Annotated in this window: 7 protein-coding genes and 1 pseudogene; 2 read left to right on the forward strand and 6 right to left on the reverse strand. The window is 60.1% G+C overall.

All coding sequences use genetic code 11. The features are described 5' to 3' along the window. Together AC1DVA_RS26095 and AC1DVA_RS26100 are read left to right on the forward strand one after the other, a co-directional pair. Positions 1-300 (forward strand): hypothetical protein (locus AC1DVA_RS26095; RefSeq protein ID WP_476807807.1); only part of this gene is annotated, 300 nt, incomplete at its 5' end. A 106-nt stretch (positions 301-406) separates the two neighbouring features. Continuing rightward, complete coding sequence (locus AC1DVA_RS26100; protein ID WP_476807808.1) at positions 407-817, forward strand: hypothetical protein; 411 nt, start codon at positions 407-409, stop codon at positions 815-817. A 372-nt stretch (positions 818-1189) separates the two neighbouring features. Here AC1DVA_RS26100 and AC1DVA_RS26105 read toward each other — a convergent pair whose 3' ends face one another. The 6 genes and pseudogenes from AC1DVA_RS26105 to AC1DVA_RS26130 form a co-directional block, all read right to left on the reverse strand. After that, the gene (locus AC1DVA_RS26105; protein ID WP_476807809.1) at positions 1190-1489 is read right to left on the reverse strand and encodes a hypothetical protein; all 300 of its coding nucleotides are present in this window, start codon (positions 1487-1489) and stop codon (positions 1190-1192) included. 219 nt (positions 1490-1708) lie between these two features. Further along, positions 1709-2554, reverse strand: coding sequence for a recombinase family protein (locus tag AC1DVA_RS26110; RefSeq protein WP_476807810.1), 846 nt, complete (start codon positions 2552-2554; stop codon positions 1709-1711). Between the two features lie 256 nt (positions 2555-2810). Beyond that, positions 2811-3722, reverse strand: coding sequence for a hypothetical protein (locus AC1DVA_RS26115; RefSeq protein ID WP_476807811.1), 912 nt, complete (start codon positions 3720-3722; stop codon positions 2811-2813). A 142-nt stretch (positions 3723-3864) separates the two neighbouring features. Beyond that, a complete protein-coding gene (locus AC1DVA_RS26120; protein WP_476807812.1) occupies positions 3865-4110 on the reverse strand; it encodes a hypothetical protein in 246 nt (81 codons plus the stop codon). Positions 4111-4467: 357 nt separating this feature from the next. Continuing rightward, positions 4468-4635 (reverse strand): annotated as a pseudogene (locus AC1DVA_RS26125) (hypothetical protein); the annotation flags it as partial. Next, a complete protein-coding gene (locus AC1DVA_RS26130) occupies positions 4574-5263 on the reverse strand; it encodes a hypothetical protein (RefSeq protein ID WP_476807813.1) in 690 nt (229 codons plus the stop codon). The gene AC1DVA_RS26130 and the pseudogene AC1DVA_RS26125, both read right to left, overlap by 62 nt. Between the last annotated feature and the right edge of the window lie 221 nt (positions 5264-5484).

Genomic DNA, 5484 nt, shown 5'->3' on the forward strand with positions numbered 1-5484 from the left:
GGCTTTAGTTTTAAGAATGGACCTCGTCATGCCAATTTTACTCCGGAAAAATTCACATTGGTTATGGATTGGCCAAAATTGAAATATAAGAATTCGACATCTGAAATAGAATATATTTGCTCTAAACCATTTCAATATACTCATCCTGAAATGGTTCAGTGTGTTGATAGTTTCTATTTTTTTACAATTGATACTACTACATTGAAATACTATAGTGCGCGGATGCTAGGGGAACTCGGTAACGCGCCAGGTGCGACTGATGTGGTGCTCTTGACGCGAGGCACCTGCCAGAAATTTTAAGTGCCCTGCCCGCTGCTAAATGGGCAAGGGCCTCCGGATGGGGCCCTTGCGGCCATGGCGGGACTGAACCCTCTGCGAATGAGCAGGGCTGAGAGGAACCAGGCAAATGACGGCATTGCTTAGGAAACTGCTGGCGTGCGCGCTGGTTGCTGGGGCTTCGCCGACCTACGCCGCCTCGTTCGAATGTCTCGAAAACAACCGGGCAGACTGCGATATGCGGGCCTCTGGTGCCATCCATTGCACCGACGAGCGCGGCGACCCAACGCTCCGCAACATCAAGAGCCGTCTGGTGATCACCGAGGCAACGCTCGTTACTTGCTTATCCGAATGCCTGCCCCCGTTACCCATCACGACGGTCGAGGACGAGGCCAACAAGAGGACGAGCGTGTTCGGGGCCAAAACTGGCATCGGTACGCTTACAGTCGTCATTGACCACGTCACTGGCGAGTTCATCGAAACCCTGATCGCGCTTGGCAGCCACACGACCACCAAGATAGGCCGCTGCGTCAGAAAATGACTGCACCAGAAGCCATGCCGGGGCGCGATAGGAAGATGACGAGATAGCAAGACGGTTAGACTGCAAGGCATCAATCTATCAAGGCAGCATGCGTGCCGGTGCGCTGGACGTGCTTCTCGGTCGAGGCTGTGATGCGGACATAGATGCTCAGAGCCATCGTGACCTCACACATGGCAAGGCACGTGAAGCAAGCTCAGGCTACCCGCACATCACCTAGCGTGCCGAGACTGATAAATACCGCCAAAAGTGCGGCTCGGTCCCCTCCGTCCCCTCCAAAGAGCATTGAGCCCAGAAGGAAAAGGCCGACGACATAGAGAGCGACTGGCCATTTGCTTCGCTTCAATGCTTTTCTCCAGCAATTGGGTCACGAGATCAATTCACAACCCGGCCGCGTCTTTCACGAGCAAGGGAAAAATTCGGGAACAGCGCCGAGGACAATAAGACGACCCCGGCGAAAGCGAAGCCGAAGACGGCCATGAACATTAGGCCACGCTTCGGCCCTTCGGCCCCAGCAATGAATGCCATCATAGCGCATCCCGACAAGACGGTGCCTATCACAAAGCACACCAGCCGCCGTGCCTTGGACATAGGCTTTGGCGCATCCGGGTCGTTGTAGGTGATCGGGCCGTCCGGGTCATTGTCGTCGATGAAGCGGGGGGCGGCGGTTTTCATAGGCCGGGACCGTGTATGACCGGCGCACGCGGGTCCATGTTAGCCGCGGCCAATTCCTTGTCATTCTCAGCCAGGCACTGCTTCGAAGCAGCGGAGGCGCCCTCGGGCTGTCGCCCTCGTCCGCTTTGCAGCATGGCGGGCTTTCGGAAAACAATCGACATCGCGAAGGCCCAACGCGAGCGCGACAGGAAGCTGGCAGGACGGCTAGACGGCTAGACGTCAATCTATCAAGGCAGCATGCGTGCCGGTGCGCTGGACGTGCTTCTCGTCGCCGTTCCAGCGGAACAAGTATTCGCTGTCGCCGCGATATTTGGGGTTGTCGAGAATGTAGCGAACCGTGGCCGGCCACCACCGGCCGCCGCGCGACGTTGCGATGCCGTCCCCGTTCAAGGCGCTGGCGATGGCCTGCAGCGTGGCGCCTTCCTTCCGCATGGCGAAGATCCGGCGCACCGTCGCCGCGCTCTCGGCGTCAGGCGCAAGCCCGCCCTCCCGGTCGGTGACATAGCCCAGCGGCACCGCCCCGCAGGCATACCCTCCCCGCGTCGCCTTTTCCTGCCGGCCAAGGAACGTCCTCTCCGTGATGACCTGGCGCTCCTGCTCGGCCATGCCGGACAAGATGGCGAAGATGGTCCGGCCCATCGCGGTCGCCGTGTCGATCGGCTCCGTGACGCTGCGGAGCTGGACGCCGTGTTGCTCCTGCAGGTCATTGGCGGCGGTCACCGCATAGACAATCTGACGGGCGAGACGATCGAACTTCCAGACCAGCAGGACGGAGAATGCGCCCTCCTCTGCCAGCTCGACCACACGGCGGAATCCGTCGCGCTCGGCCGGCCGCGTTGCACCCGACACAGCGGCGTCCGTCACCACCTCGATGAGCTCATAACCCTGGCTGGTGGCGAAGGCGCGGATGGCTGCCTCCTGCGTCGTCAGGCCAAAGCCGTGCTCGGCCTGCTCCGTCGAGGAGACGCGCACATAGGCCACGGCCTTGTTGACCACGACCGCGCGCTCGCTTGCGACGATGCCGGCCTTCCGCTTGAGGCGCTGGACGCGGTTCGATCCGACCATCGGGGAGCTCTCTAAGAGGTAATAGGAGATAGGAGATAGAGGGGCATTTATGAATTTACTCGAATATCTATAAATGACCCCCTCGCAGTCAAGCTATCTCGGCGGCTTGTTATCAAGCCCACCTGACCGCTTTGCCGGCTCCTTGATCGGCGCCCGCCAGGCGCGCCGGTGAACTGCTCCAGCAGATCGATGGTCGCGGTGGGGATAGGAGCAAAAGTGGGGGCGAACCCACTTTTGCTCTGACCCAGCGCCTAGACTAGCGCACCAGGTTGACCACCAGAAGAGCGACAATCAGCCAGGCAGCGATCCGCAACTGATTCAAAGCGGGCGCGAGATTGTTTTGAGGCGGAGCAACCCAATGAGTTTGGACCGGAGGCGCAACGGGCCGAGATACCGGCTCGCCGGCGAGCTCATCATGGCCGCGTTCGTCCTCGACCGGCTTGTTCTTTAGGGTGTGAGCGGAGTTCAGCGAAAGGTGAAATTCGCCGGCCCTATCAAGCCGCGGCGGGTCGATTGCGCACCCTGGCGGAATTTCGACCAAGTGATCCTTCATCGCAGAAAGGATCTTGATGCCGCTGGTGTGGATGGTGGGAGACCAACTGGAATAGAAGCCTGGAACCATTCCCGCCCGAAAGGTGAGCGAGTTCACTGCTGACAGTGAAATCTGGGTCGCAAGGCGTGCGAATGTCTCTCGCTTTACGAAGAGATTGAAGCCGAGATAGTCGTCCCTGATCTCAGTCCTGAAATCGGATCCCTCGCATTTATAGCTGGGGCATCCCCATACTTCGCAGCGCTCTTTCTCGTCTCCCGCGGGGAGCTCTTCCACGCTGAGACCGATGTCCGAGATATTGCGGTCGGTACCAAAGAATGAAAACCGAGTGACATCCCAAGAGCGTCGCCCCTCCTCCGCTGGCCGGAGCTTGRCATTTATCGCTCTACGATGCCGCACAGGCGCATAAGCATCTCCGTCCTTTGGGAGGTATCTGTCGCTTTCGACGATGTCGGATAGGGTTACGTCCGTCCCCTCGAACCAGAGCGTCCAGGCCCACGGAATCTGATCCTTGGCGCCGCCTCTTTCTAAAGGCTCTTCAGAAATGGACCAACGATACAGCGGCTCATGTTCGCTCTCGTTGGATAGGCTCACCTTTCGTTCGAGCTGATATTCCAAGCACGCCTCCCCAGCGGTCTTAGAGATAGCCACGTTTCGAAGCCGGGAGAAAGCCAAGGCGTAAAAGACCGCGTCCAACTTGGACAGGCGCGGCCCAAACCGCTGTTTCCGCAACCGATTAGGGAGCTGACTTGTCCGGCTCCTATCGCAGGAGCAGCGCCGCCAGGATCGCCGCCAGCAAGCCGTTCGTGATGGCGAGCATCATGGTGATGCCGCCGGGGTCGTCACGGATATGGATCATGGTCCAGTGCTGCTGTGCTCGCGAGGTCGGGCCCGATTCCTCGTTGCGGTCCCACTCGGAGGCTCGAGTTTTGTAACCCTGGCTTATAGCCTTCGACGACACGAAGACGGTGATAGTGAATGCGACGATTGCTCCGACGACGACCATGGCCCCTCCACGGCCTCGGTTAGCTTCGCCGTTCTATCCCCACGTGGGCGGCCAGTGCTCCGAGAGCTCGTTGCTCGTAAGCTGCCGCCTTCGCTTGCCAGTGCCAATAGGTGACAAGATGCATCCCCTTCGGCCGGGTCTCAGTCCCTTGGACCCTCTGCTCCCAAAGCAGATACGTGCGACGCGTTTTAAACGGCATGTTGTCTCCAAGCAGGCGGGGCGCCCCTGCCTTCTGAACTTCGCCGCTATGCCGCGGCTGCGGAAGCCGTTTTGACCGAGAGCTGCACACCGATCACGTTGAGCGCTTTGAATAACGTCTCAACGGTAGGATTGCCCCCGCCTCACTGCGTCGGCTCGTTAGACCAGATCAGCCGTCTCCCGCATGCTCCGCACGAGCGCCGAGACCATACGTCGCCGCTCGATCGCCTTGGCGGTGAACATCCCGTTCTTCAGGTTGTGTTGGTTACCCTTTGGCGGACCGGGGTTCGTCCCGCCGTGCATGCGACATCTCCCGTTCGGCATGGCCGGGGATTGGCAGGACGTTGTCGATCGGGTCCGAGCGCAGCAGCGGGGGCTCAGGTGCATCGGCATTCGGCTTTGCATGGGATTGAACCTCTGATTTTATTGCAACTCCACCCCCTCCCCCAGGGGCGAAGGTGCCGATTGCGGCCTGACCGCCTTCGTGAACGTGGACATGCTCGACCGTGACCTTCTGGTGGCCACCCTTGCCGCGATGCCGGTTCAGGGCCTCGATCAGCGTCGCGTAGGTGCGCGAGAGCTTGTTCGCCTGGGAGAGGTTCTCGGACCGGCCAGCGAATGTCTGGTCGACAATCATCGCCCGGCGGTAGCATTCCATCGCGGCGTTGTGGGCAGCGAACAGCTGGGTTCCCATCATCGCCTCGAGCTCGTCCTTCGCCTTGAAGCTGGTCAGGTAGGCGGCGGTGGACTTGAACTGCTTGCCCACTCGCTCCTCATCGGAGCCGGCGAGCCACAGGGAACCGAACGCCTGATTGGCGAGGATGTTGTTCCAGTCGTCCGATGACGATCCGCCGAGCCCCCTGAGCCGGCCCGCAGTATTCGGCTCGACAATCTTGCTCTTGACCGGGATCGGGTGCGTCTCGGTCTGGGGCTGTCGCTTCGCGGCCTTCGTCACATCACACCTCGCATCATCACCCAGCCAACCATCGCGAAAGCGGCACATGTCAGCGCAATTATCTGCGGATTGCTCATGCCGGCGCCCCCATGCTGGACGGGAGCGGGACACCCTCGGCGTTGAAGGCGGCGATGATGGCGGGGAGCTGTCGATCGCCAGCGAGATAAGCGGCGAGCGCATCGGCATGGCCGTTCTCGAAAAGGTGGAGAGCGACCTTGGAG

Source organism: Allobosea sp. P4_C6 (genome assembly GCF_056402015.1).